This is a genomic window from Mesorhizobium sp. M0983 (assembly GCF_040318975.1).
In the GTDB taxonomy this organism is placed as follows: Bacteria; Pseudomonadota; Alphaproteobacteria; order Rhizobiales; family Rhizobiaceae; genus Mesorhizobium.
The window spans coordinates 1-576 of sequence record NZ_JAMYNH010000069.1 but is presented as its reverse complement, the minus strand read 5'-3'; the positions used below and the strand labels follow the sequence as shown (position 1 = coordinate 576).

The following is a 576-nucleotide window of genomic DNA, read 5'->3' as shown; positions in this document are numbered from 1 at the left end:
CGCCCGCTCCGAAATCCCTCAGGACCGAAGCGCGATTTTGCTCTCCGAGGCGCTCCGCGAGGCGCACAACTTCCTGCTGAAGGGCGGGCGCAAGCGACGCCACGCCCGCTCCGAAACCCCTGAGGACCGAAGCCCGATCTTGTTCTCCGAGGCCCTCCGCGAGGCGGACAAGTTCCTGCTGAAGGGCGGGCGCAAGCGACGCCACGCCCGCTCCGAAACCCCTGAGGACCGAAGCGCGATTTTGTTCTCCGAGGCCCTCCGCGAGGCGGACAACTTCCTGCTGAAGGGCGGGCGCAAGCGACGCCACGCCCGCTCCGAAACCCCTGAGGACCGAAGCGCGATTTTGCTCTCCGAGGCGCTCCGCGAGGCGCACAACTTCCTGCTGAAGGGCGGGCGCAAGCGACGCCACGCCCGCTCCGAACCCCCTGAGGACCGAAGCGCGATCTTGTTCTCCGAGGCCCTCCGCGAGGCGGACAACTTCCTGCTGAAGGGCGGGCGCAAGCGACGCCACTTCCTGTGCGAATGCCGCAAGTCCCCAAACGCGCTGCTCGGCTTCGTTGATGCTGTTGGCGAGGA

1 protein-coding gene is annotated in these 576 nt (G+C 67.5%); it reads left to right on the top strand.

The annotated features are described in order from the left end of the window. Positions 1–576: hypothetical protein (locus NKH71_RS33350; RefSeq protein WP_352896635.1), on the top strand; the 576-nt coding region annotated here is incomplete at both ends.